Genomic DNA, 24,377 nt, shown 5'->3' with positions numbered 1-24,377 from the left:
TTCAGTCGAAAAACAGCCTTTTGAGGACAAAAGAGTTGTCTCATTGCGGTTTTATGCAAAAAAGTTCCCGTTTCATTTTTTCAGGCAGCCCCGCTTCCCCTCCCCCGTTGCAGACCGTTTGACTCTGGTCGAGCACACCCGACAACAAGCTCATGCGCGCTTGGCCGTCCCCCTCAAACACTGAATCGGGCAGAGCAACATCCGGGGTGTGTCACCCCAACCGCACGCCCAACAAAAGGGCCTTTTCGTGGCGCGGGTTTCCTTTGTGCCTGAGCCTGCGTATCATGATTAACAGTCTGAATTGAAATGGAATTTCATGATGAGCCACGGACACCAGCAAGGGCGCATGGCCATTACCCTGGCAGCACTGGGGGTCGTCTATGGCGATCTTGGCACCAGCCCGCTCTATGCCCTCAAGGAGAGCTTCGCCGGACACCTGGGTCTGCAGCCCACCCCGGAGGGGATCCTCTCCATCGTTTCCCTCTTCTTCTGGACCATCATGATCGTGGTCTCATTCAAATATGTGCTGCTGGTGCTCCGGGCCGACGACAAGGGAGAAGGGGGGATCCTCACCCTCGCTTCGCTGGCCTCCCGCCGCCTTCCGGCCAAGCCACGCGCCCTGCTCATGCTGCTCGGTCTGGTCGGCGTGGGGCTGTTCATCGGGGATGCGGTGATCACCCCCGCCATCTCGGTGCTCTCGGCGGTCGAAGGGTTGCAGGTGATCACCCCGGAGCTGGCGCCGTTCGTGCTGCCCATCACCCTCACTGTGCTGGTGATCCTGTTCGGGGCCCAGCATTACGGCACCGCCGGCATCGGTCGCCTGTTCGGCCCCATCATGCTGCTCTGGTTCGGGGTGCTGGCGGCGCTCGGGGCCTATGAGATCGCGCAAAACCCCGCCATCCTGCAGGCCGTCAACCCGCTCTACGCCCTCGATTTCATGGTTAGCCGACCGGGTATCGCCTTCATCACCCTGGGGGCCGTCGTGCTCTGCGTCACCGGGACGGAGGCGCTCTACGCCGACATGGGCCACTTTGGCCGTGGCGCCATCCAGCTGGCCTGGGGATCCCTGGTGATGCCCGCCCTGCTGCTCAACTACTTTGGTCAGGGAGCCCTGCTGCTGCGCAATCCTGCCGCCATCGAAAACCCCTTCTACCTGCTTGCCCCCTCCTGGCTGGCCTTTCCCTTGCTGATCCTCGCCACCCTGGCCACCGTCATCGCCTCCCAGGCGGTGATCTCGGGCACTTACTCGGTGGTGCGCCAGGCCATTTTGCTCGGCTACCTGCCGCGCCAGGAGATCCGCCACACCTCGGAGCACGAGATAGGCCAGATCTACCTGCCGCTGGTGAACTGGTTGCTGCTGGGAGGCATCGTCATCGTCATCCTCTGGTTCCAGAGTTCAAGCAATCTGGCCGCCGCCTACGGCATCGCGGTGACCGGTACCATGGCACTCACCACCCTGCTGCTGATGGTGGTGGCCGCCCGCCGCTGGCAGTGGTCGCGCTGGCTGATTGCGTTGGTGTGCGCACCGCTGCTGCTGGTCGATGTCACCTTCTTTACCGCCAATACCACCAAGTTTCTGGCCGGTGGCTGGCTCCCCATCCTGTTTGCGCTGCTGGCCATCATAGTGATGACCACCTGGAAGCGCGGACGGGAGCTAGTGCTCGACAAGCTGGAGCACAAATCACTGGCGCTGAAGGGGTTTGTTGACAACATGCAGGCGCACCCGCCGCTTCAGGTCCCCGGCACCGCCGTGTTTCTCTCCAAGTCGGTGCAGGTGGTGCCCCACGCCATGCTGCACAACCTCAAACACAACAAGATCCTGCACGAACGGGTCATTTTCCTGACCGTTCAGATCAAGGACGAACCCTGGCTCTCCTTCAAGGAGCGCATCGAACTCACCCACCTTGGCGAGGGGTTCTGGCAGGTGGTCGCCCACTTTGGCTACAAGGAGGTGCCCTCCATGGAGGAGATCTTCCAGGCCTGCGCTCAGGAGGATCTGAAGGTCACCATGGCCAAGACCTCTTTCTTCCTCTCCCACGAGAATCTGGTCAGCACCGACCTGCCCGGCATGGCGCGCTGGCGGGAGGGTCTGTTCGTCTGGATGAACCGCAACTCCCTCAAGGCGACCGACTTCTTTCATATTCCCGCCAACCGGGTGGTGGAGCTGGGGGTATTGCTGGAGCTGTGACGTTGCCAGCCAACAGGAGGGCAAAACCGGTGCGAACGCACACCGCTCAATCCGTTGCCAGCCGGGAACGCCGCTTGCCGGCCCGGCTTCTCATTTCCTGCGCACCAGCCTCGTTACGATTAAAATGCGATTGATAATGGTTGTTGTTTGTGATTCTCATTATCAGGCATGCTAGCGGCCTGACGCCTGTTCTGGCGCCTTCACACTAGCCGTTTGAGTATGAATATGAAGACCTGGAAGGGAGACAAGTGATGGACTCCTGCAGCCCGAGACCAGCACTGCCCGCCAACGATCCCGACGCCGCCCGTCTCGTTTGCCTTGCCATCGCGATCGCCCTGCACCTTGCCGCCTTCTGGTGGCTCTATGCGCACCAGCCTGCGCCCATCACCCCGCCCTTGCCGCTGACCCTGTCGGCCCGCTGGGTTGGCGAGGCGACGACCAATGACGCGTCAGCCAAGGCGGCCCCCGCCCCTGCTCCCACAGCGCAGCACGTACAAAAAGTGCAGCAAGTACAAAAAGTACAGCAAAAGGCCAAGCCGTTGCCGACACCCAAAAAACCGCCGCTCAAGCCAGTCAAGAAAAGCGTCAAGCCGGTGGTCAAACCGCTTAAACACAATCCCCCACCGGTGCAGCCCGCCAAGGTCATGCCGGTGAGCAGTCCGCAACCGCCGGTCACTGCGCCCGCCCCTGCGACGACGGCAACGGCCACACAGGCAAGCGGCGGAAGTGCCAGTCAGAGTCCTGCCCACAAGGCTGGCGGCGGCGCGGGCAACAGCGCCCCCATCGCCCGCGATGCCCGGCTCAACAACCCCGAGCCCCAATACCCCTATGAGTCGAGACGACGGGGAGAAGAGGGGCGGGTCATCCTCAATGTGCGGGTGACGGCCGAGGGCACCGCCGCCTCGGTGGAGGTGGACAAGAGCAGCGGCTATCGACGGCTGGACATGACGGCCCGCAAGACCGTCAGCCGCTGGAAATTCATTCCTGCCAAACAGAACAACGTGGCCGTCGAGGCCTCGGCAAAAGTCACCATCATTTTCAAATTAAGGGCTTGAACATGGATCCTGAAATCGCAAGCAACGGCATGGGCATCGCCCACCTGCTCAGCCAGAACAGCGGTGTGGGGCTGATCCCCTTCATCCTGCTGGTATTGATGTCCCTTGGTACCTGCTACTACGCCCTGCTCAAGGGCTACCTCGCGCAGCGGGAACAACGCCTCAACGCGCGCTTCGTCACCGATTTCTGGCAACACGACAGCGTGCAGGAGATGGAGCGCCAGCTGGCCCACCTGCCGCCGCAGGAAGCCTATGGCCGGCTGACCGGCGCCGCGCTGGCGGCCGTGGCCCAACTGAACCGGGCCGAGGAGCGTGCGGTCAGCTGCAAGCTGGGCTCGCCGGATGAATACCTGCTGCGCGCCATGCGCCGTGCCATCACCCAGGAGCGGGTGCGGCTGGAGCAGGGGCTGGCCTTCCTCGCCTCGGTGGGCTCGGCAGCCCCCTTCATCGGGCTGTTCGGCACCGTCTGGGGCATCTACCACGCCCTGCTGGCCATTGGCGCCGCCGGCCAGAGCAGTCTGGACAAGGTTGCCGGCCCCGTGGGTGAAGCGCTGATCATGACCGGCTTCGGCCTCGCAGTCGCCCTGCCGGCCGTGCTCATCTACAACTTCTTCGTGCGGCGCAATCGCCTCAGGCTCGCGGCGCTGGAGGAGTTTGGCCACGATCTGTTCACTCTGCTGGTGACCGGCTTCGAGCAGGTCGCCACCAACAACGTCACCCCGCTGGTCGAGCGGGAAACCAGACAGGGGCGCGGCTGATGGCATTTGGCAAACTGTCGGACGAGGGGGACGATCAACCCCTCTCCGAGATCAACATGATCCCGATGATCGACGTCATGCTGGTGCTGCTCATCGTCTTCATGATCACCGCCCCCCTGCTCACCAACGCGGTCAAGCTGGAGCTGCCAGAGGCCAGCAGCCAGCTCAACCAGCCAGACAAGCAGGACATCAATCTCGCCATCGATGGGGCCGGCAAGATCTACTGGAACGATCAGGAGGTCGACGAAGCCGCCCTGCTCGCCAAGATGGAGAGCGCCGGCCAGGCCGAGGGGGAGCTGCCCGAGATCCAGCTGCGCATCGATCGCAAGGTGGAGTACGGCATCATCGCCAGGGTGATGGCCCAGGCCTCCCAGCACGGCCTGCACAAGATTGCCTTCGTGAGCCAGCCGGAGCCGTAACGTTCCCGTCACCCACACGCCGGTACCACAGGGCATGGATGCCCTGTTGCCATCCAGGCAGTTGCCAGCACAGGCACCTTGTCGGCATCATGCCGATGCAGCGCCAATATTGGCCACCATCACCTCAAGGACGACACCATGAAACCTGCCGATTATGGGCGCCTGCTTCTGCTGGCCGCCATCTGGGGCGCCAGCTTCCTGTTCATGCGCATCGCCGCCCCGGCGTTTGGCGCCGTCAACACCACCTTCCTGCGAGTCCTGTTCGCCCTCATCGGGCTTGCCGTCATGCTCCTGCTGCTGCGCGCCCCCATGGGGTTTCAGGGCAAGCTCAAGTCCGCCATGCTGCTCGGCGTCATCAACTCCGCCATCCCGTTTCTGATGTACGCCATCGCCGCCCTCTGGCTGCCGGCCGGCTACTCGGCCATCCTCAACGCCACCACGCCGCTGATGGGGGCCCTCATCGGCTTTTCCTGCTTCAACGAGCGCCTTGACCGGCGCAAGTGGCTGGGGGTGATATTGGGGGTGATCGGGATCAGCCTCATCACCACCACCGGCGAGGTGAGTGCCGGTGGGCATCTGCTGCCCGGGGTGCTGGCCTGCCTGTTTGCCACCGCCTGCTACGGCCTCGCCGGCTTTCTCACCCGCAGCAGGATCACCCATCGCGGCGGGCTCGATGCCAAGCTGGTGGCCTTTGGCAGCCAACTGGGTGCCAGCCTGTTCCTGCTGCCCTTTTTCGCTTACCAGCTGGCGGCCGGCCCCGCGGTCGACTGGGCCGTGCCCACCGCCTGGGCCAGCGTGCTGGCGGTCGGCGTGGTCTGCACCGCCCTCGCCTATCTGCTCTATTTTCGACTGATCGCCGATATCGGCCCGCTGCGCAGCCTCACCGTCACCTTCCTGATTCCCCCTTTCGGCATCTTGTGGGGCGCGCTGGTGCTGGGCGAGACCTTGAACCAGGGCTTCGTGCTGGGGGGCCTGGTCGTCTGCCTCTCGGTCTGGCTGGTGACCAGCCAGGCCAGCCCCCCGGCCGTTCAGGCCCGGGGGCAGCCTCAGGATCCGGACGCACGCTGAACCCGACAGGGCCAGCGCCGCTCGGCGTTCGCCCCGAACTGCGTTAAGATGGCGCCATTGTTTTATGCCCCCGCCCCCAAGGCGGGGCACACAGTGCAGGACCAGCCTTGAACTACCGCAACGAACCGAGTCAAAGCAGACAACAGCAGGTCTTTACCGTCACCCGCCTCAACAGCGCCGTGCGCATGATCCTGGAGCAGGATCTGGGGCTGGTGTGGCTGACCGGCGAGCTCTCCAACCTGGCGATGCCAAGCTCCGGCCACTGGTACTTCTCCCTCAAGGACATGTCGGCCCAGGTGCGCTGCGCCATGTTCAAGGGCAACAACCGGCGGGTGGCGTTTCGCCCTCAGGATGGCATGCAGGTGCTGGTGCAGGCGCGGGTCTCCCTCTATGAGCCGCGCGGCGACTACCAGCTGATCATCGAATCGATGCTGCCGGCGGGCGACGGCGTGCTGGCGCTGCGCTTTGAGGAGCTCAAGCGTCGCCTTGGCGCCGAGGGGCTGTTCGACGAAGGGCGCAAGCGGCCGCTGCCCCGTGAACCGCGCGCGGTGGGCCTCATCACCTCCGCTACCGGTGCTGCCCTGCATGACATGCTGACGGTGCTCAAACGGCGCGCGCCGGATCTGCCGGTGTTTATCTACCCGACTCAGGTGCAGGGGAGCGCCGCCATCGGCCAGATCGTCTCTGCCATTGCCCTGGCCAACCGCCGCGCTGAAGTGGATGTGCTGATCGTCGGGCGCGGCGGCGGCTCGCTCGAAGATCTCTGGTGCTTCAACGAAGAGGCGGTGGCGCGCGCCATCGCCGGCTCCGCCATCCCGGTGGTGAGTGCGGTGGGCCACGAGGTGGATGTCACCATCAGCGACTTTGCCGCCGACTTACGCGCCCCGACCCCGTCGGCAGCCGCCGAGCTGGTGGCGCCGGATCAGAGCGCCCGCGCCCAGCGCCTCGCCCATCTCAAGCAGCAACTGCTGCAGGCCATGAACCGCCAGCAGACCGCCGCCCGCCACGATTTCATCCTGCTGCAAAAGCGGCTCGATCATCAGGATCCGAAGCGGCGGCTGGAGCAGCAATCCCAGCGCCTCGACGAGCTCTCCGCCCGTTTGCAGCAGCTGATGAACCACAGACTGCATCAGGGGGAGCGGCGCCTCGCCAATCTGGAGCTGCGCCTGCAGGGCAAGAGTCCGGAGCGCTTGCTGGCCGCCGGCAAGCGTCGCCACCAGCTGGCCGAGGAGCGCCTCCATGCCCTTATCGCCAAACGCCAAGACCTTGCTAGCCACCGCCTCGCCATGCTCAGCGCCCGCCTCGACGGGGTGAGCCCGCTCGCCACCCTGGGGCGCGGCTACTCCATCACCCGCACCCAAAGCGGTGAGGTGATAAGCCGCGCCGCCCAGGTGGATGCCGGCCAGACGCTGGTCACCCAGCTTGCAGAGGGGCAGCTGCGGGTACGGGTGGAAGAGGTCCACCAGCCATAACGAACAAGGGGGCACATCAGGTGCCCCCTTGTTTATCATCCCCTCTTTACCCGGCCCTCTCGGCCAGCGCACTCACACCAGCACACTCACACCAGCGAATGGCGCACCGCCTGCGCCGGATCGGCTGGCGCCGTACCCGACCCCGCCAGCGGGTTGATCTGCAAGTATTCAAACAGCCCGGCCTGCAGATTGACGTTCCAGAAACGCCCCGCCAGGGTGAGCTCAAGCCGCGCCTCGCTCAGCGTTGCCAGCCCGTGCTGTTGCCAGGCTTCGAACAAGGGCTGCAGATGTACCCGCAGCGGCGTAGGCAGGCGGGCCAGCGCTAGCCAGCCGCTGTCGAGCGCGCCGCGCAGCAGGCCATCGAGGCGGCCATTGGGATTGCGCCCCATCACCATGCCGGGGGCCCGCAGATCCGCCGCCAGCGCCTCGTGCCAGAGCGCCAGATCCCGGCCATACATGAGGCCGTGCCCATGCACGTTGCCGCCGGCCCCGGCCCCGAAGGGGAGGATCTCGGCGCCGCGCTTGGCCATCTGGTTGTAGCGGCTCTGTTCGGCCTCGCCGCGCCGCCAGTGGCTGCAGGAGAGCCGCTGCCAGTCCCCCTGCTCCAGCGTCTGGGCGCCATAGGCATACATGGCGGCCCGCTGCTGGCCATCGGCGGCCCAGCCGAGCTTGCCCCTCGCCTCGGCACGGGCCAGATTGGTGCCGGCCATGGCGATGAGCTGATAGAGATCCACCCCGTGTACACCGCTTGCCATCACATCCGCGATGTCCTGACGCCACACGGCATCATCCTGGCCCGGCAGGCCGAAGATGAGATCGGCCACGATCACCGCGTCGTCGTGACAGGTCAGCTCCCCCAGCCGGGTCAGCAGGGTCTCCCTATCGTCGAAGCGGGCCGCCTCCTGGCGCACCTCGGTATCAAAGCTCTGCACCCCGAACGAGAAACGGTTGAAGCCGCCCGCCAGCGCATTGTGCCACTTGGCATCATCAAAACCGTTGAGGCGCCCCTCCAGGGTCACCTCCGCATCCGAAGTCAGGGGAAAACGACGGATGGCTGCGGCCAGCATCGCCAGCTCGTCGGCGCTCATGTCCGTCGGCGTGCCGCCCCCCACATAGACGGCCGAAAAAGGGCGGCTCTGGGTGAAGGGTGTCTCGGCGGCCTGGGCAAGCTCGCGGCAGAGCGCGTCGACATAGCGGGTGATACGGGCCGGGTTGGCGCCATTTTCAAAGAAATTGCAGAAGCTGCAGCGCTTGCGGCAAAACGGGATGTGGATATAGAGCGCCCGCTCGTCCGCCTCGCTCTCGCGGCGCCACCAAGCTTGCCAGTCGGCATGGTCGAGGGTGAGCGGGCGCATGCCGCCGCGACTGGCGTGGGCCGAGGTCTTGGCGCCAAAGGCGAACTTGAGGGGATCCGGGGTGGCAAGACCGGTCATGGTCGGGGTCAGCTGTGGTGTCATCGCAGGCAAGGTTATCAAGTGAAATAATGCAAATGATAACCAATATCAACAAATACCAAGTTTGTGCTGGATCAACTCAACGACGAACAGCTCTCGTTTGCTACGCACCATTAACCTCCAACACGGATCCAGTTAACAGATAATTTACTCAAGATGAGGTAGGGTGTGCCGATAGAGAACCATCTCCCCCGTTCTGATGAGCGAGCGCGGGGAGAGTCATCAACCATTGACGATCGCTCACCTGCGCATGGACCTGCCAACGATGCAAAATCTGTCTCTGAACTGGAAAATCTTTCTCCCCCTCGCCCTGGTCATCGGCTGCACCTTCGCCCTCAGCTTCGAGCTCTCTGCCTGGCTGCAACGGGATCTCGCCATCCGGCTGGCGGGTGAAAAGGTGGAGAGCGCCGCCAACACCTACATGGATCAGCTCAACGTACTGATGATGACGGGGGCCATTGCCAACCGCCAGATCGTGCAGACCAAGCTCAAGAGCGAGGCCGGCATCGTCGAGGCCCGTCTGATCCGCGCCCCGGCGGTGACCAGCCTGTTCGGCCCCGGCCACCCGGATCAGCAGATTGAAGACAAGCTGGACGAGCGCGCCATCAACCAGGGGGAGACCATTCTCGAGCAGCAGGGCAACCAGCTCACCCTGATCAAGCCCTTCAAGGCCTACAAGGAGTACCGTGGCACCCAGTGCACCACCTGCCACCAGGTGGCGGAAGGGACCGTCATGGGGGCGGTACGCATCAGTTACGATCTCAGCCACACCTTTGGCGAGATACATCGCAACAACCTGATCCTGAGCGGCAGCCTGGTGGCGGTGTTTGGGCTGGGCTTCGGCCTGCTGGGCTGGGTGCTGCAGCGCTACATCAAGCGGCCGGTACGCCACCTGCAGCTGGCCATGACCCGCATGGCCAAGGAGCGGGATCTCTCCCTCCCCCTGCTCAATCCCAACCGGGATGAGCTGGGCGAGATGACCCGCGCCGTCAGCGACATGGTGCAGGGGTTTCGCCACAGCCTGCAGGAGGTGGAGAGCGCCACCCACCAGCTCTATCAGGAGTCCAACCAGATCCGCCAGGTGGCGACCCAGACCGAAGGCTCGGCCCGCCAGCAGGAGAGCATGACGGTTCAGGTGGCCACCGCCGTCAGCGAGCTGGCCGCCAGCTCCCACGAGGTGCGCGAGCACGCCCGCAAGAGCGCCGAGCTCTCCGCCCTCACCAACCAGGATGCGGCCAACACCAGCCGCCTGGCTCAGCACTCCATCAACGACATGGGCGAGATGTCAGCGGAGATCGAGCGGGTCGACAGGGTGATCCAGCAGCTCGACAACCGCTGTCTAGCGGTCGACGGGGTGCTGGAGGTGATCAAGGGCATTGCGGATCAGACCAACCTGCTGGCCCTCAACGCCGCCATCGAGGCGGCCCGGGCCGGTGAACAGGGTCGCGGCTTTGCGGTGGTGGCCGACGAGGTGCGTGCCCTCTCCAACCGCAGCCGCGCCGCCAGCGAGGAGATCTCCCAGATGATCGCCGCCCTGCAAAACGAGGCCCAGAGCGCGGTGTCGGTGATCGGGGATGCCAAGGCCAAGGCGGACGAAAGCATCCACAAGACAGAGGCTACCCTGGCCGCCATGCAGAACATCATCGGCCGCATCAGCAGCATCAACGATCTCAATGCCCAGATGGCGCAATCCGCCGAGGAACAGGACAGGGTCTGCAGCGAGGTGGACGGCTCGGTGAGCGACATTCGCAACACCTCCAACGACACCCTGGGCCAGGCTCACGCCGCCAACCTCGCCAGCGTCCAGCTGGTGGAGCAGTGCCGCAAGCTCGAGCAGCTGCTCAAGACCTACCGCTGGTGATCATGCCTGCCGCCCGCTCTGGCCAATAAAAAAGCGCGACCCAGGGTCGCGCTTTTTTTGTGTGTGTCGTAGCTCAGGCGCGCCACGCGGCGCCGCCAAGCCGGGATCAGCCTGCGTTGCGAGTGGCCACCGCATCAGCCAGATTGCGCAGCAGGATTTCGGTGTCGGCCCAGCCGATGCAAGCATCTGTGATGCTCTGACCGACGGTGAGCTCGCACCCTTCCACCAGATCCTGACGCCCTTCCACCAGATGGCTCTCCACCATGACGCCGAACACAGCCCGGCTGCCGGCACGCAGCTGACCGGCCACGTCCTCGGCCACCAGCATCTGGTTCTTGAACTGCTTGCTGCTGTTGGCATGGCTGAAGTCGATCATCACCTTCTGCGGCAGACCGGCCTTGTCCAGCCCCTTCACCACCTCGTCCACGTGGGCGGCGCTGTAGTTCGGCTCACGACCGCCGCGCAGGATGATGTGGCAGTCCGGGTTGCCCCGGGTCGCGACGATGGCGGAGTGGCCGTACTTGGTCACCGACAGGAAGTGGTGCGGCGCACTGGCGGCCCCGATGGCGTCGATGGCCACCTTGATGGTGCCGTCGGTGCCGTTCTTGAAGCCCACCGGACAGGAGAGGCCGGAGGCCAGCTCGCGGTGTACCTGGGATTCGGTGGTACGGGCACCGATGGCGCCCCAGCTCATCAGATCCGCCACGTATTGCGGGGTGATCATGTCGAGGAATTCGGAGGCGGTCGGCAGCCCCATGTCGTTGAGATCCAGCAGCAGCTTGCGACCGATGCGCAGGCCGTCGTTGATCTGGCAGCTGTTGTCGAGGTAAGGGTCGTTGATCAGCCCCTTCCAGCCCACCGTGGTACGCGGCTTCTCGAAGTAGACCCGCATCACGATCTCCAGCTGGCCCTTGAGCTCGTCACGCAACACCTTGAGGCGCTTGCCGTACTCCAGCGCGGCGGCCGGGTCGTGAATGGAACAGGGGCCGATCACCACCAGCAGGCGCTGATCTTCACCGGCCAGGATCTGATGGATGGCCTGACGGGATTCAAAGACGGTACTTGATGCGGTCTCGGTGGCCGGAAACTTCTCAAGCACCGCAACCGGGGGCAATAACTCTTTGATTTCACTGATACGAACGTCGTCGGTTTGATGCTGCATGACAAGGCTTCCTGCTAGATGACTGCGATAAAGAAACTTCAATCTAGCCCGCACGGACAGCGGTGTAAATAGAAAATTACATTATCTAGGAAGGAATTTTCTTATCCTGCCTTGCAAGTTTTAATAATACTGCTAAGCGAGGATGAAGAGAGGGGGGAGCAGAGCGGGACAGCCCAAAGAAACAGGCCCGCAGCGAGGCGGGCCTGGGTTCATCACGCGCGCTGACTGATGCTGGCCAGCTTGTCGAAGTAGTCCGGGAAGGTCTTGGAGGTACAACCCGGATCATTGATGGTGACGGCGGTATCGGACAGCGCCACCAGCGAGAAGCACATGGCGATGCGGTGGTCGTTGTAGGTATCGATGGCCGCATGCTTGAGCTGCGCTGGCGGGGTGACGGTGATGAAGTCACGCCCCTCCTCCACCTCGACGCCCAGCTTGCGCAGCTCGGTCGCCATGGCGTGCAGGCGATCGGTCTCCTTCACCCGCCAGTTGTAGATGTTGCGAATCGAGGTAGGCCCCTCGGCGAACAGCGCGGCCACGGCGATGGTCATGGCCGCATCGGGGATGTGGTTCATGTCCATGTCGATGCCGTGCAACGGCGCCTGCTCGGCCTCGATGAAGTCATCGCCCCAGGTGATGCGCGCGCCCATCTTCTCCAGCACGTCGGCGAAGTGGATGTCGCCCTGAATGCTGTGCTTGCCGATGCCGGTGACCCGCACCTTGCCCTTGATGGCGCCTGCCGCGAGGAAGTAGGAGGCGCTGGAGGCATCCCCTTCCACCAGGAAGTCACCCGGGCTGACATAGCTCTGGTTGCCCTTGATGTAGAACAGCTTGTAGTTGTCGTGCTCGATGACCACCCCGAACTGCTTCATGATGTGCAGGGTGATGTCGATGTAGGGCTTGGAGACCAGCTCCCCCTTGATGTGGATGCGGGTGTCGCCCGCCGCCATCGGTGCCGCCATCAAAAACGCCGTCAGGAACTGGCTGGAGACAGAGCCATCGACGTGCACATCACCGCCCCACAGCCCCTTGGCATCCACCACCAGCGGCGGATAGCCATCTTTCTTCAGGTACTGGATATGGGCGCCCGCTTCGCGCAGGGCATCCACCAGATGGCCGATGGGGCGCTCTTCCATGCGCGGCTCCCCGCCCAGGGTGTATTCGCCGGAGCCCAGACACAGTGCGGCACACAGCGGTCGCATGGCGGTGCCAGCGTTGCCGAGGAACAGATTGACCGGCTCCTTCACCGCGAAGCTGCGACCCAGGCCGTGCACGGTGCACTCGGTCTTGTCAGCGGAGAGCTTGTACTTGACCCCGAGCTGGGTCAACGCCGCCAGCATGTGACGAATGTCATCGCTGTCGAGCAGGTTGGTGAGCCGGGTGGTGCCACGGGCCAGGGCTGCCAGCAGCAGCGCCCGGTTGGACACGCTCTTGGAGCCGGGCAGATTGACCTCACCGGCCACACGAGAAATAGGTTCCAAACGCAACGAATTCATAGACTTCCTGTACGATCTCAAAAAAATGACCTGACCGGACGTTAGCAGCCCGCGCCCTGCTCGGCAAGACTGCGGGTGGCACAAAAGCAGGCCGCGAGGGCGGCCGGTCCGGCATCACGGAAAAAACAGACGCCGGGGAGTCCCCGGCGTCGGCAATCGGGGAAAAACGCCTCAGCCGTGGCGCTTGGCAAAGCCGTCCATAAAGCTGACCAGCGCCTTCACCCCTTCCAGCGGCATGGCGTTGTAGAGGCTGGCGCGCATGCCACCGACGATGCGGTGTCCCTTGAGCGCCAGCAGGCCGGCGGCTTCCGATTCGGCCAGGAACAGCTTGTCCAGTTCGGCATTTTTCAGCTGGAACGGGATGTTCATCCGCGAACGGCAGCTGGCATCCACCTGGTTGCCATAGAAGCTCGACTGATCGAGATAGCCGTAGAGGAAATCGGCCTTCTCCTTGTTGCGCGCTTCCATCGCCTCCAGGCCACCCTGTTCTTTCAGCCACTCGAACACCAGCCCGGCCAGATACCAGGCGTAGGTGGGCGGGGTGTTGAACATGGAGTCGTTCTTGGCGGTGAGCTGGTAGTCGAAGATCGACGGCACATCGGCGCGAGCCTGGTTCAGCAGATCGTCGCGCACGATGGCGATGGCCAGCCCCGACGGGCCGATGTTCTTCTGGGCGCCAGCATAGATGATGCCGAAGCGGCTCACGTCGATGGGACGGGAGAGGATGGTGGAGGAGAGATCCGCCACCAGCGGCACGTCACCGGTAGCCGGGATGTCGAACATCTCGATGCCATCGATGGTTTCGTTCGGGCAGTAGTGCACATAGGCCGCATCGGCGCGAAACGCCGGGGTCGGCAGCAGGTGGGAGATGCCCTCGGCACTCTTGGCCACCCCGTCAAAGGTCTGGATATCGCCGTACTTGCGCGCCTCGTCCACGGCACTCGCAGCCCAGACACCGGTCAGCAGATAGTCAGCCTTCTTGTTGGCACCGCCGAGCAGGTTCATGGGCACGGCGGCGAACTGGCCACGGCCGCCGCCGTGCATGAACAGCACCTTGTAGTTGTCCGGCACCGCCAGCAGCTCGCGCAGATCGGCTTCGGCCTTGGCGGCGACCGCCATGTAGGGCTTGCCGCGGTGGGAAAGCTCCATGACCGAGGCTCCCAGCCCCTGGAAATTACAAAATTCGCGCTGGGCGCGCTCCATGACTTCGACCGGCAACATGGCGGGGCCGGCGCAGAAGTTGTAAATCTGTTTGCTCATGACGCTTTCCGTGAGTGGATGAGTGTGATCGGTGACTTGTCTGGTTTTACACAAGTGCAGCCCCCGGATCAAAGGCTTTTTGGGAGCTGGCTCAACCTTTTGTCGACCCGCCGCCAGCACAGTTGGCAGAAAAAAGCCCTGAACGGGTCAGGGCTTGCAGAGAACATGCGTGGAAACGGGCGCTTGCCGGCACTCAATGCCACCGGCCCCCTTTTTCACCAGGTTACAGCTTGGCGGTGAGCTCCGGCAGCAAGGTGAAGAGATCCCCCACCAGCCCGTAGTCGGCCACCTGGAAGATGGGGGCCTCGCTGTCTTTGTTGATGGCGACGATCACCTTCGACTCCTTCATCCCCGCCAGATGCTGGATGGCACCGGAAATACCGACCGCGATGTAGAGCTCGGGGGCCACCACCTTGCCGGTCTGGCCCACCTGCAGATCGTTGGCGACAAAGCCCGCATCCACCGCCGCCCGCGACGCCCCCACCGCGCCGCCCAGCTTGTCAGCCAGCGCCTCTATCAGGGCGAACTGCGCCTTGGAGCCCAGTGCCCGCCCACCGGAGACCACCACCCGCGCCGCCGCGAGCTCGGGTCTGGCGGAGCGCACGGCGCGCCGTTCGATGAGGCGGGTACGGCAGGCCACCTCGCTCACCGGCAACCGCTCTAACTCTGCCTGGCCACCGCTCGCCGCCTTGGCGAAGGCGGTGGGCCGGATGGTCAGCACCTTGATGGGGGCGCTGCTGGCCACCCGGGCCACGGCGTTGCCCGCGTAGATGGGGCGCAGGAAGGTATCGCCGCTCTCGATGCCGGTCACCTCGGAGAGCATCTCCACCCCGAGCCTGGCCGCCACCCGCGGCAGCAGATCCTTGCCCTGGGTGCTGGCGGCCATCAGGCAGTGCTGATAATCCCGCGCAATATGGGCCAGCAGCGGATCGAACCCGTCGCTCATCCCCTCCGCCAACATGGGGTGCTCGGCCAGCAGCACCCGGCTCACCCCCTGCAGGGCGGCGGCCTGCTCGCCCGCCTCGGTCAGCCCCTGCCCCAGCAACAGCAGATGCACCTCGCCACCCAGCTGGCTCCCTGCGGTGACCAGACGGGCCACGTTGTCGGCCAACTGGCCCTGATGATGTTCGGCAATGATCAATATGCTCATGACTGCCCCTTGCTATCGTCCGTTGATGTCCCTGCCTGTGCGCCCATGACGCCCCCGAGCTTGTCGCCGGCGGGCGGGGTTCTGTTGATTGCTGGCAGCATCAGAGTACCTTCGCTTCGTGCTTGAGTTTGTCCAGCAGCTCGTCCACCGAGCCCACCATGATGCCGGCGCTGCGGGCAGCGGGGGCCATCACCCCGAGCAGCCGGGTCTGACCGGCCGGCTCGACGCCGAGGTCGGCGAAGGGCGCGCTCTCGAGCGGCTTGCGCTTGGCCTTCATGATGTTGGGGAGCGAGGCAAAACGCGGCTCGTTGAGGCGCAGATCCACGGTCACCACCGCCGGCAGCGGCATGCCGAGGGTCTCGAGGCCACCGTCAATCTCGCGGGTCACCTGCAATTCCCCCTCCACCAGCTTGATGGCGGAGGCGAAGGTGGCGAGCGGCCAGTCATTGAGTGCGGCCAGCATCTGGCCCACCTGGTTGTTGTCGGAATCGATGGACTGCTTGCCGAGCAGCACCAGATCGGGCTGCTCCAGCTCGCACACCTGTTGCAGGGCGCGAGCCACGGTGAGCGGAGTCAGGGTCTCGCCAGTCACGTAATGACGGGCCCGATCCGCCCCCAGCGCCAAGGCGTGACGCAGTTGTTCGGCCGCCGCCTCGGGGCCGAAGGTCACCACCACCAGCTCGCTCGCCACGCCGGCTTCACGCAGCCTGACCCCCTCTTCCACCGCAATTTCACAAAACGGGTTGATCCCCATCTTGACGTTGGCCAGCTCCACGTCTGAGCCATCGCTCTTGACCCGGACCTTGACGTTGTAATCCAGCACCCGCTTGACCGCGACCAGCAGCTTCATGACGCGCATCCCTCGCTTCTGTTGAGTGAATCCATGAAAACCCTCACATTTTTTTGCTTACATTTACTTTACGTTTACGTAAACTACCAGCACTACCCTAGGCCAAGTCGAGCACAGAGGCAAGATGGAACGCGAAGCAATGGAATTTGATGTCGTCATCGTCGGTGGCGGCCCGGCGGGACTCAGTGCCGCCATCGCCCTCAAACAACACAATGCCGAGCTGTCGGTCTGCCTGCTGGAGAAGGGGGCGGAGATCGGCGCCCATCTGCTCTCCGGCGCCCTGTTGGATCCCGTCGCCCTCAAGGAGCTGCTGCCAGATAGCTGGCAACAGGCCCCGCTCGGGGTCGAGGTCAACGACGATCAGGTGCACCTGCTGCAAAGCGACAGCCGCGCCCTGCAACTGCCTAACTGGGCGGTGCCGCCGCGCATGCACAACGAGGGCAGCCGCATCCTCAGCCTCGGCAACCTCTGTCGCTGGCTCGGTCAGCAGGCCGAACAGCTGGGAGTCGAAATATACCCGGGTTTTACCGCAAGCGAACTCATCATGGAAGCGGGACGGGTCAAGGGTGTGATCACCGGCGATCTCGGGCTGGATCGGGCGGGCAATCCGAAAGCGGATCACGTGCCCGGCATGGCGCTGCTCGGTCGCTACACCCTGTTTGCCGAAGGGGCGCGTGGCCATCTCGGCAAGCAACTGATCGCCGACTTTCAGCTGGAAAACGCCGCCCAGCCGCAGCACTACGCCATCGGCTTCAAGGAGCTGTGGCAGCTCCCCCCCGGCCAGGGCAAACCGGGCCGGGTGCTGCACGGCAGCGGCTGGCCGCTCTCTGAGGGGAAGGAAGACAAGAGCCAGGGCGGCTTCTATCTCTACCATCTGGAGCAGGATCAGGTGGCGGTCGGTCTCATCGTCGATCTCAACTATCGCAACCCCTGGCTCAGCCCGTTTGACGAGTTTCAGCGCCTCAAGCACCACCCGCTCATCGCCGCGGCATTGCAGGGGGGCGAGCGCATCAGCTACGGCGCCCGCGCCATCGCCAAGGGGGGCTGGCACTCCCTGCCCCGCATGCACTTTCCTGGCGGCCTGCTCATCGGTTGCGATGCCGGCACCCTCGACTTCTCCCGCATCAAGGGGATCCACACCGCCATGAAGTCCGGCATGCTGGCGGCCAAGACAGTCGCCATGAGTCTGCGCGGTGGCGATGAAGGAGGCCGGGATCTGGCCGAATACGGCGATGCGCTGCAACAGAGCTGGCTGGCCCATGAGCTCAAAACAGCACGCAACTTCGGCGCCGCCCTGCGCCGCTGGGGCCCTTGGCTCGGCGGCGCCTTCAACTGGCTGGAGCAGCGGCTGTTTGCTCGCACCTCGCCGTTCACCCTGCTGGACAAGGAGCCGGACTACCGTCAGCTGCGCATGGCCAGCCGCTGCCAGCCCATCGACTATCCCAAGCCGGACGGCAGGCTCAGCTTTGACAAGCTCTCGTCTGTCTATCTCGCCAACACCAGCCACGACGAGGATCAGCCCTGCCACCTCAAGCTGCAGGATGAGACTATCCCGGTGGCGGTCAACTTGCCCACCTGGGCCGAACCGGCACAGCGCTACTGCCCGGCCGGGGTGTTCGAGATCCTGGGTTCGGAGAGCCTGCCCCGCCTGCAGATCAACGCGGCCAACTGCATCCACTGCAAGACCTGCGACATCAAGGATCCGAGCCAGAACATCATCTGGACGCCGCCGCAGGGCGGCTCTGGCCCCAACTATCCCAACATGTAACAGGCTTGCCCATGCAGACCTGCGCAGATAACAAGGATGCACAGTCCAGAACATCGTCTGGACGCCGCCGCAGGGCGGCTCTGGCCCCAACTATCCCAACATGTAACAGGCTTGCCCATGCAGACCTGTGCAGGTAACAAGGATGCACTGCCCCAACACATCAAATAGAGGCGGTTTCCGGCGCGCGGCCGGGGGCTGTCGCAGAGCGCTCGGCAGCCCGTCATTCCGGCCGGTGAGCCCGACTCCTCCCGCCTGCCAGGGTGAATAAAGGAGGCGACGCCGGGATCGCCCGTTGCGAGGTCGGCGTGGCTGCTCCGACCTCGCTGTTTTTTTGAGCGAACAGGCTGAACCTCCGATGAATAGGCCCTGACAAGCGCGGCCCGCCCCTGTATAGTTCGCCGCATTCAGGTTTTCCATCGGCCCGTTCAGCTTGTCCACGGGATCGCTTTCTACGCGCTCTAAGGCCGCATGACCTGTGCAACCATCCCTGATTACCCATGACTTCTTAAGGGGGGACAGATGATCACCGCCTACATTCTCAATAACAAGGTACTGGACATAGTCACGCTCGGGCCTGACGACATAGTGCCTGACAACACCGTCTGGCTGGATGCCTACAAGCCGGACACGGCGGAACGAGAATGGTTGACGGGCCTGTTTCTGGAAGAGGTGCCCGACAAGGAGGAGCTCGATGATATCGAAGCATCCGCCCGTTTCTACTGGGATACCGACGGTCTGCACATTCACTCCCTGTTTCCCCAGCGGATCGGCCGTGACACCAAGGGTGTCCACGTCTCCTTTACCCTGCGCAACAACCTGCTGATCAGCATCCGCGAGGATGACATCGGCCTGGTGCGCCTGCTGCGCCACTACATGCGCCAGGATCGGCTGGAGGTGGAGGACGCCCTCGACATCCTGCTGGAGGTGCAGAATCTGAAAGTCGAATACCTCTCCGATCTCATCGAAGATGGCTACAAGACCCTGGAAAACACCGCCGATCAGATCTTCGAGCCGGATCAGATCAATCCCATGCTCAAGGAGTTGATGGCCCAGGAAGAGGCCAACGGCCAGATCCGTCTCTCCCTGCACGATACCCGTCGCGCCCTGCGGTTCTTGAAGCGCAGCCTGCGCCAGCGGATGAGTAACGAGCAGAACAAGTGGATCGACGAGATGCTGCACGACGTGGAGTCTCTGTTGCCCCACACCCAGTTCCTGTTCGACAAGATCAACTTCCAGCTGGAAGCCTCCATGGGGGTCACCAACCTGGAGCAGAACAAGGTGATCAAGATCTTCTCGGTGGCCGCGGTCATCTTCCTGCCGCCGACGCTGATCGCCAGCATCTACGGCATGAACTTCGGCCGCATGCCGGAGCTCGCCTGGGAATACGGCTATCCGCTCTCGCTGGTGCTGATGGTGATGTCGTCGCTCGGCACCGGTCTGTTCTTCAAGCGAAAAGGCTGGCTGTGACACCGGCGGCCCGGCACGAAAAGAGATAAGCGGATTGGGGGGCATGGCCCCCCGATTAATTCCCGCCCCTCGCCCGCCTTGCAAAGGGCCCCCCTTCGCCCCATATCCCCTTCATCCTTTGCACAGACGACCCCGGGCAACCATGACCCTCTACCCCGAACACCGATACGACGATCACGGCCAGCTGCGTCCCCCACTCTGGTTCTGGCCCATCGCCCTCTTGCTGACCCGCTCGGTCTGGCTGTTTCTGATGGCCGGCGTCACCCGCGAAAGCGGCAGCGCCATCCTGACCCTCTTCTACCCGGACCGGCTCGCACTCTATATCAGCCTGCTGACCGACGTGCCCGCCATACTGGCGCTGCTCGCCTGCGGCGGCACCTATCAACAGACCCGCAGCCTCCGGGCCTGGCTCAGGCGCCACAGCCCATTGCTGCTGCTCTGCTCTGCCGTCAGCGGCCTGCTGATGCAACTGCACAGCCTCAATCTGCAGAAGTGGTCGTTCAGCTGGCCCACCGCCCTGGTGCTGGTCGCTACCCTCTGGTCACTCTGGTATCTGCTGCGCAGCCGCCAGCTGCGTGAATACGCAGCCGATCAGCCCCACGCCGGCAACTGATCAGTCAGGTTCAACCGGGATGGCCAGGCACCCGAGGGGCGAGCCGATCAACCAGGCGCCTCACTGGCGCGTGACCCGGATCTGCAGGGTCTGGCGATCGATCTGACTGCCACTGCCCCCCTGCAATTGGGTGCCCAGGCTGCTGCCCTGCTGCGCCGCGCTGGTGGAGAGCTCCCCCACCGTCAGCCACTGACCGGGGGCACCGCTCACCTCGGTGGCACTCTGCCCCCGATTGATGGTGCCCTGCTCCAGTCTGGCCTGCTCGCTGCTGAGCGCTATCTGTACCCTGTCGCCGATCAGGGTGGCGGTGGCATAGAGGCCGTTCACCAGCGGCATCAGCCCCACCACCTGGCCTCCGTTCCACTGATAGAAGGTGACCGGTTGATAGGTACCCATCTGCAATAGCACCGGCCGACCCGACAGGCCGCGTACCTGCCAGCTGTCGTTCTGACTGCGCTGATACTGCTGGGCATTGCCCTCCAGCAGCCACTGCCGCTTGGCCGCATCCCGGCCCAGCCCCACACCGGCCTGCTGACTGCTGGAAGTGCCATCCACCCGCCACTCGATGAGCAGGCTCTGGGGCGGCTGGTTGAATTTGGCCAGCGCCGCTTCGGCCTCCTGCAGCTGGGCGGCGCTGCCGCTCAGCACCAGCTGGTTGCCCATGGCACTCACCCCCAGCTCCGGATAGAGATCCTTGAGGGTTTGCACAGCCGCCTGGGTCTCGAATACCGGGATCACCTTCACCTCGGCCCGCAGCGGCAGGCACCAGAGTCCCCACAGCAGCCAGAATCCAAACCCGCGCCATCTGCTCATCTTCTCCTCCCGTCCCACTCGGCGGCCAACCAGATCATGGCCTGATCATCACCTCGTCATCATGGGCCATCTGCCCCGCTTTTCAATGATTTTGCCCGTGAGCGACGAGCGCCGTGAAGGTCAGGCCCTTCATTTTTCTATGAAAAGAGCGGAGACAGATCAAATAACACAAATAAAAATGATTACCATTTGTTGTCACGAAAAAATCGCTCGGATACAATTCGGTCTCATTTTTTTGAGCTTGCCGTCGATGAAGCCAGTGACCACCACCCCCGCCGCCATCCACCTGGCCCTGCTTGTCAACATGCTCTCCATGGGCAGCATGATGATGGTGATGCCGCTCGGACCGGATCTGGTCATCAGCCTCGGCATGCAGCCGGAACAGACCGGCTACTTCAGCGGCGGTGCCACCCTGGGTGCCGCCCTGATGGGGCTTATCGCCGCACCCTGGCTCGATCGAGTCAACCGCAAGCCCGCCCTGCTGGTGCTGCTCACCCTGCGTTTTCTGCTGCTGATGGCCTGCGCCCTGGTGCAAAACAGCCAGCAGCTGCTGGTGCTGTTCGTCCTGTCGGGCTGTGTGGCCGGGCCGCTCGCCGCCATCTTGATGGCGGCCGTACTGGATCTGGTACCGCCTGCCGAGCGGGGCCGTCGCCTCGCCTACGTGGGCATGGCGTTCTCGCTGGCCGCCATCCTGGTGGTGCCCATCGCCCTGGTGCTGGCCCAGTGGTTTGGCTGGCAGAGCCCCTTCCTGCTGTTTGGCGTCTGCGGCCTGCTGCTCGCCCTGCTCTGCGCCACCCTGCTGCCTTCGCTGCCGGTCAGCCGCGCCCCTCACGGCAGCGGCCTGCGCCAGTTGCTGGCCTCCCCGCTGTGTCAGGGCGCCCTGTTCATCCTCTGTTTGCAGATGTTCGGTCACTTCCTGCTGATCCCGCACTTTGCCAACTACTTCCAGTTCAACCTGGCGTTCCCGCGCGAGCAGATCGCCGCCCTCTATCTGTGCGGCGGCCTCGCCAGCATGGCCACCATGCGGCTGTGCGGCAGCTGGATTGATCAGGGCCGGGCCCAGGCCGCCATCCTGATCACCAGCCTGCTGCTGGCGCTGATCACTTTGCTCGGTTTCGCCATGCCGGTCGGCGTGCCCGTCTACCTGTTGTTCACCCTGTTCATGGCGCTGAGCTCGGCCCGCTCCAGCACCACCCTCGCCATCACGGCCTCCATCCCGGCCCCCCATCAGCGCGCCGCCTTCATGTCTTTTCAGGGCACGGTCACCAATGTGGCGGCCGGGCTCGGCAGCCTGCTCTCCGCCAGGTTGCTGGTGTCGGATCAGAGCGGCGTGCTGCACGGATTTGCCCATCTGGCCTGGATCAATATCGGCTGCGGCCTGCTGGCCTGCGGCGGTGTCTGGCTCCTGCTCAAGGGGCTGGCACAGACAAGGAATAACAATAACCCCGAGTCTGGCACCGCCAGACAAGGAAGTCAGTGAGCCACCGGCCCCAGAGCCGGACCCCATAACCTCTGTTTTATTCATGGAGTTTTGACTATGCAGTTGCAGCCTGGCGTATTTCGCTTGAACCCGATTTTGCTCTCCCTCGGCCTGTTTGCTTTGCCGGGCCTGGCCCAGGCCGAAGCGGTCAAGGCCAACGAGACCATGGTGGTCACCGCCACCCAGACCCAGCACACCGAACTCTCCGCCCCGGCCAGCGTCTCTGTGGTGACCCGCGCCGATCTGGACAAGATGAACGCCAACAACGTCGGCGAAGCGCTCAAGCACGTGCCCGGCGTCAACATCATCGGCACCAACCCCACCGGCCGCAGCGAGATCAAGATCCGCGGCATGGGCGGCGACTACACCCTGCTGCTGATCAACGGCAAGCGGGTCAACGCCCGCGAAACCCTGGGCAGCTCGTTTGGCAATGACTTCGACTTGAGCTCCATCCCCATGGCCGCCATCGAGCGCATCGAGGTGATCCGCGGTCCCGTCTCCTCCCTCTATGGCGCCGACGCTCTCGGCGGCGTGGTCAACGTGATCCTGCGCCAGGCCAAGGAGCAGACCGAGGCGGCCTTCGGCTACACCCACACCATGCCCACCAAGGGTGATGGCGGTGATGCCAACCGTGGCAACGCCTTCGTCTCCGGCGCCCTGATCGACAACAAGCTTCTCGGCAGCCTGGTGGTGGAAGGCTATCAGCGCGACCGCTGGCACAGCGATCAGTCCAACAACAAGGACGCCGATGCGCTGGAGAAACGGGAAGTGGTCAACATGCTCTCCAGCCTGAAGTGGCTGGTGGCCGACAACCAGGATGTGGAGTTCGATCTGGGCTACAACCAGAACGACATGGACAGCTATTTCAACAACGTGCCGCGTGCCCCCACCGCCCCGGCCACCCCGCACAACGTGCAAAAACTCGATCGCCTGAGCCTGGGGCTGACCCACAACGGTCGTTGGGAACACTTCGACAGCCGGGCCCGCTACTACTTCGAGCAGACCGATCTGATGGATGACTCCCAGCTCAACGGCGGCGCCGCCGATGTCACCCAGACCAACCACACGGTCGACGGCCAGCTGAGCGGCTACCTCGGGGAGCATCTGCTGACCTCAGGGGCGGAATTCCGCAAGACCGAGCTGGAGCACAGCCGCAGCATCACCAATGGCAGCGTGGATGCGAGCCAGAGCGCCCTCTACCTGCAGGATGAGTTCAGCCTGGGGGATCTGGCGCTGACCCTCTCCGGTCGTCTGGATCACCACGAGACCTATGGCAACGAGTTCAGCCCGCGCGCCTATGCGCTCTACAAGCTGAGCGACGAGTGGGTGATCAAGGGCGGCGCCGGCAAGGCGTTCAAGGCCCCGACCCTGGCCCAGTCCAGCGAAGGCTTCGCCACCACCGCCTGCCGCGGCGCCTGCAAGGTGATCGGCAACCCGGATCTGAAACCGGAAACCGCCGTCAGCTACGAGCTGGGCACCGCCTATGAAGCCGCTCGCTTTGGCGCCGGCCTCACCGGTTTCCACAACGACATCGAGGATCTGATCCAGAGCGATCAGTGGGGCCCGGGCTACCGTCCGACCGTGATGACCTACCTCAACGTCAAGAAGGCCCGGGTCAAGGGGCTGGAGCTGACCGGCTGGGTCGATGTGATGGACGACCTCAAGCTGACCGGCAACTGGACCATGCTGGACTCCGAAGACAAGAGCACCGGCGACGATCTGGCCAAGACCCCGGATCACACCGGCAACCTGAGCCTGGATTGGCAAGCCACCGAGATCGTCAGCACCAACCTGGCCTGGCAATACGTAGGCAGCCAGTTCATCAAGGTGCCGATGCACAACTCCCAGGCGCTCAAGTCCGACAGCTACCAGACCCTGGACGTCAACACCAAGTGGAAGGTGACCCCGGCGCTCGACTTCAAGCTGGGCATCACCAACCTCACCAACACCCAGCGTGACCAGGTCGCCACCGACGCCGACTTCATTCTGGAAGGTCGTACCGTCTACGCCGGCGTGGATTACAAGCTGTAAACCCCGCAGGGA

Annotated in this window: 19 protein-coding genes; 12 read left to right on the top strand and 7 right to left on the bottom strand. The window is 63.8% G+C overall.

Features of this window, described 5'->3' with window-relative positions; translation table 11 throughout:
* Nucleotides 1-319: 319 nt before the first annotated feature.
* From PG881_RS14045 to xseA, 6 genes are all read left to right on the top strand, one after another.
* Complete coding sequence (locus tag PG881_RS14045) at nucleotides 320-2,188, top strand: potassium transporter Kup (RefSeq protein WP_270800750.1); 1,869 nt, start codon at nucleotides 320-322, stop codon at nucleotides 2,186-2,188.
* Nucleotides 2,189-2,439: 251 nt separating this feature from the next.
* Nucleotides 2,440-3,243 (top strand): energy transducer TonB, encoded by an 804-nt coding sequence (locus tag PG881_RS14040; protein ID WP_270800748.1) that lies wholly within the window; start codon nucleotides 2,440-2,442, stop codon nucleotides 3,241-3,243.
* Nucleotides 3,244-3,245: 2 nt separating this feature from the next.
* Nucleotides 3,246-4,001 carry a MotA/TolQ/ExbB proton channel family protein gene (locus tag PG881_RS14035; protein WP_139389552.1) on the top strand — a complete coding sequence of 252 codons (756 nt, stop codon included), beginning with the start codon at nucleotides 3,246-3,248 and terminating at the stop codon, nucleotides 3,999-4,001.
* On the top strand, nucleotides 4,001-4,420 hold the full coding sequence (locus PG881_RS14030) for an ExbD/TolR family protein (protein ID WP_011705855.1): 420 nt from the start codon (nucleotides 4,001-4,003) through the stop codon (nucleotides 4,418-4,420). The genes PG881_RS14035 and PG881_RS14030 overlap by 1 nt, the downstream gene beginning before the upstream one ends.
* Nucleotides 4,421-4,558: 138 nt before the next feature.
* Nucleotides 4,559-5,488, top strand: a complete 930-nt coding sequence (locus tag PG881_RS14025; protein ID WP_270800743.1) for a DMT family transporter — start codon at nucleotides 4,559-4,561, stop codon at nucleotides 5,486-5,488.
* Nucleotides 5,489-5,595: 107 nt separating this feature from the next.
* Nucleotides 5,596-6,960: an exodeoxyribonuclease VII large subunit gene (xseA, locus tag PG881_RS14020; RefSeq protein ID WP_270800740.1), complete on the top strand. Its 1,365-nt coding sequence runs from the start codon at nucleotides 5,596-5,598 to the stop codon at nucleotides 6,958-6,960.
* A gap of 86 nt (nucleotides 6,961-7,046) precedes the next feature.
* Here xseA and hutW read toward each other — a convergent pair whose 3' ends face one another.
* Complete coding sequence (gene hutW, locus PG881_RS14015) at nucleotides 7,047-8,417, bottom strand: heme anaerobic degradation radical SAM methyltransferase ChuW/HutW (RefSeq protein WP_270800738.1); 1,371 nt, start codon at nucleotides 8,415-8,417, stop codon at nucleotides 7,047-7,049.
* Between the two features lie 262 nt (nucleotides 8,418-8,679).
* Here hutW and PG881_RS14010 point away from each other — a divergent pair, with 262 nt between their 5' ends.
* Nucleotides 8,680-10,275: a methyl-accepting chemotaxis protein gene (locus tag PG881_RS14010; protein WP_270800736.1), complete on the top strand. Its 1,596-nt coding sequence runs from the start codon at nucleotides 8,680-8,682 to the stop codon at nucleotides 10,273-10,275.
* 106 nt (nucleotides 10,276-10,381) lie between these two features.
* On the opposite strand, the gene aroG is transcribed toward PG881_RS14010, so the two are convergent.
* The 5 genes from aroG to PG881_RS13985 form a co-directional block, all read right to left on the bottom strand.
* A complete protein-coding gene (aroG, locus tag PG881_RS14005) occupies nucleotides 10,382-11,437 on the bottom strand; it encodes a 3-deoxy-7-phosphoheptulonate synthase AroG (RefSeq protein WP_011705850.1) in 1,056 nt (351 codons plus the stop codon).
* Between the two features lie 212 nt (nucleotides 11,438-11,649).
* A complete protein-coding gene (gene aroA / locus PG881_RS14000) occupies nucleotides 11,650-12,933 on the bottom strand; it encodes a 3-phosphoshikimate 1-carboxyvinyltransferase (protein ID WP_010633771.1) in 1,284 nt (427 codons plus the stop codon).
* Nucleotides 12,934-13,104: 171 nt separating this feature from the next.
* Nucleotides 13,105-14,193, bottom strand: a complete 1,089-nt coding sequence (serC, locus tag PG881_RS13995) for a 3-phosphoserine/phosphohydroxythreonine transaminase (RefSeq protein ID WP_252377300.1) — start codon at nucleotides 14,191-14,193, stop codon at nucleotides 13,105-13,107.
* Nucleotides 14,194-14,416: 223 nt separating this feature from the next.
* Complete coding sequence (locus PG881_RS13990; protein WP_270800730.1) at nucleotides 14,417-15,343, bottom strand: electron transfer flavoprotein subunit alpha/FixB family protein; 927 nt, start codon at nucleotides 15,341-15,343, stop codon at nucleotides 14,417-14,419.
* A gap of 100 nt (nucleotides 15,344-15,443) precedes the next feature.
* Complete coding sequence (locus tag PG881_RS13985) at nucleotides 15,444-16,193, bottom strand: electron transfer flavoprotein subunit beta/FixA family protein (RefSeq protein ID WP_039213551.1); 750 nt, start codon at nucleotides 16,191-16,193, stop codon at nucleotides 15,444-15,446.
* Between the two features lie 124 nt (nucleotides 16,194-16,317).
* Here PG881_RS13985 and PG881_RS13980 point away from each other — a divergent pair, with 124 nt between their 5' ends.
* From PG881_RS13980 to PG881_RS13970, 3 genes are all read left to right on the top strand, one after another.
* Entirely contained in the window at nucleotides 16,318-17,961 is a 1,644-nt protein-coding gene (locus PG881_RS13980; RefSeq protein ID WP_270800726.1) for an electron transfer flavoprotein-ubiquinone oxidoreductase, read from the top strand.
* A gap of 519 nt (nucleotides 17,962-18,480) precedes the next feature.
* Nucleotides 18,481-19,428, top strand: coding sequence for a magnesium/cobalt transporter CorA (corA, locus tag PG881_RS13975; protein ID WP_011705843.1), 948 nt, complete (start codon nucleotides 18,481-18,483; stop codon nucleotides 19,426-19,428).
* Between the two features lie 142 nt (nucleotides 19,429-19,570).
* The gene (locus tag PG881_RS13970) at nucleotides 19,571-20,041 is read left to right on the top strand and encodes a DUF2919 domain-containing protein (RefSeq protein WP_024943989.1); all 471 of its coding nucleotides are present in this window, start codon (nucleotides 19,571-19,573) and stop codon (nucleotides 20,039-20,041) included.
* 60 nt (nucleotides 20,042-20,101) lie between these two features.
* On the opposite strand, the gene PG881_RS13965 is transcribed toward PG881_RS13970, so the two are convergent.
* On the bottom strand, nucleotides 20,102-20,854 hold the full coding sequence (locus tag PG881_RS13965) for a hypothetical protein (RefSeq protein WP_270800723.1): 753 nt from the start codon (nucleotides 20,852-20,854) through the stop codon (nucleotides 20,102-20,104).
* Between the two features lie 250 nt (nucleotides 20,855-21,104).
* Here PG881_RS13965 and PG881_RS13960 point away from each other — a divergent pair, with 250 nt between their 5' ends.
* A complete protein-coding gene (locus PG881_RS13960; protein ID WP_045526898.1) occupies nucleotides 21,105-22,334 on the top strand; it encodes a siderophore amonabactin export MFS transporter in 1,230 nt (409 codons plus the stop codon).
* Nucleotides 22,335-22,391: 57 nt separating this feature from the next.
* Nucleotides 22,392-24,365: a siderophore amonabactin TonB-dependent receptor gene (locus PG881_RS13955; protein WP_106552435.1), complete on the top strand. Its 1,974-nt coding sequence runs from the start codon at nucleotides 22,392-22,394 to the stop codon at nucleotides 24,363-24,365.
* The last annotated feature ends 12 nt before the right edge of the window (nucleotides 24,366-24,377 follow it).

The sequence above is a fragment of the Aeromonas sp. QDB54 genome, from assembly GCF_027707385.1.
Lineage (GTDB): Bacteria > Pseudomonadota > Gammaproteobacteria > Enterobacterales > Aeromonadaceae > Aeromonas > Aeromonas hydrophila.
The sequence above is the reverse complement of the archived record's forward strand: the minus strand, read 5'-3'. Positions and strand labels throughout refer to the sequence as shown.

Bases quoted from the DNA above. Each gene is read 5' to 3' on its own strand.
- PG881_RS13985 (WP_039213551.1), bottom strand. From the start codon at position 16,193: ATGAAGCTGCTGGTCGCGGTCAAGCGGGTGCTGGATTACAACGTCAAG.
- PG881_RS14025 (WP_270800743.1), top strand. From the start codon at position 4,559: ATGAAACCTGCCGATTATGGGCGCCTGCTTCTGCTGGCCGCCATCTGG.
- PG881_RS13965 (WP_270800723.1), bottom strand. From the start codon at position 20,854: ATGAGCAGATGGCGCGGGTTTGGATTCTGGCTGCTGTGGGGACTCTGG.
- PG881_RS14010 (WP_270800736.1), top strand. From the start codon at position 8,680: ATGCAAAATCTGTCTCTGAACTGGAAAATCTTTCTCCCCCTCGCCCTG.
- PG881_RS13955 (WP_106552435.1), top strand. From the start codon at position 22,392: ATGCAGTTGCAGCCTGGCGTATTTCGCTTGAACCCGATTTTGCTCTCC.
- PG881_RS13970 (WP_024943989.1), top strand. From the start codon at position 19,571: ATGACCCTCTACCCCGAACACCGATACGACGATCACGGCCAGCTGCGT.
- corA (WP_011705843.1), top strand. From the start codon at position 18,481: ATGATCACCGCCTACATTCTCAATAACAAGGTACTGGACATAGTCACG.
- PG881_RS13980 (WP_270800726.1), top strand. From the start codon at position 16,318: ATGGAACGCGAAGCAATGGAATTTGATGTCGTCATCGTCGGTGGCGGC.
- aroA (WP_010633771.1), bottom strand. From the start codon at position 12,933: ATGAATTCGTTGCGTTTGGAACCTATTTCTCGTGTGGCCGGTGAGGTC.
- PG881_RS14045 (WP_270800750.1), top strand. From the start codon at position 320: ATGAGCCACGGACACCAGCAAGGGCGCATGGCCATTACCCTGGCAGCA.
- hutW (WP_270800738.1), bottom strand. From the start codon at position 8,417: ATGACACCACAGCTGACCCCGACCATGACCGGTCTTGCCACCCCGGAT.
- PG881_RS13990 (WP_270800730.1), bottom strand. From the start codon at position 15,343: ATGAGCATATTGATCATTGCCGAACATCATCAGGGCCAGTTGGCCGAC.
- serC (WP_252377300.1), bottom strand. From the start codon at position 14,193: ATGAGCAAACAGATTTACAACTTCTGCGCCGGCCCCGCCATGTTGCCG.
- PG881_RS13960 (WP_045526898.1), top strand. From the start codon at position 21,105: ATGAAGCCAGTGACCACCACCCCCGCCGCCATCCACCTGGCCCTGCTT.
- PG881_RS14040 (WP_270800748.1), top strand. From the start codon at position 2,440: ATGGACTCCTGCAGCCCGAGACCAGCACTGCCCGCCAACGATCCCGAC.
- aroG (WP_011705850.1), bottom strand. From the start codon at position 11,437: ATGCAGCATCAAACCGACGACGTTCGTATCAGTGAAATCAAAGAGTTA.
- PG881_RS14030 (WP_011705855.1), top strand. From the start codon at position 4,001: ATGGCATTTGGCAAACTGTCGGACGAGGGGGACGATCAACCCCTCTCC.
- PG881_RS14035 (WP_139389552.1), top strand. From the start codon at position 3,246: ATGGATCCTGAAATCGCAAGCAACGGCATGGGCATCGCCCACCTGCTC.